We start from the raw sequence: 522 nt of genomic DNA on the forward strand, positions 1-522 counted from the left end.
CTACAGCAGCTTTTTTCGGATCAAGTGCGGTTGGGTTTTCATCCGTTTTTTCGACCGCACTTTCAGTTTCATTTGTCGTAACCGTTTCACTTTGAGCTGCGGCTTTCTTCGCTTTAGCTCTTGCAATAGCAGCGGCTACAGCAGCTTTTTTCGGATCAAGTGCGGTTGGATTTTCATCTGTTTTTTCGACCGCACTTTTAGTTTCATTTGTTGTAACAGCTTCACTTTGAGCGGCAGCTTTCTTGGCTTTGGCTCTTGCAATGGCCGCGGCTACTGCAGCTTTTTTAGGATCAAGTGCGGTTGGATTTTCATCTGTTTTTTCTACTGCGCTTTCAGTTGCATGTGTTGTAACAGTTTCACTATTAGCGGCAGCTTTCTTCGCTTTGGCTCTCGCAATGGCTGCAGCTACCGCGGCTTTTTTCGGATCAAGTGCGGTTGAATTATCATCTGTTTTTTTGACCGCGCTTCCAGTTGCATTTGTCTCAACTGTTTCACCTTGAGCAGCAGCTTTCTTGGCTTTGG

1 pseudogene is annotated in these 522 nt (G+C 45.8%); it reads right to left on the reverse strand.

Annotated features, from left to right (window positions below):
* Positions 1–522, reverse strand: a pseudogene (locus HMPREF2750_RS02135) (electron transport complex subunit RsxC); the annotation flags it as partial.

Source organism: Haemophilus sp. HMSC066D02 (assembly GCF_001810545.1).
GTDB lineage: Bacteria > Pseudomonadota > Gammaproteobacteria > Enterobacterales > Pasteurellaceae > Haemophilus_D.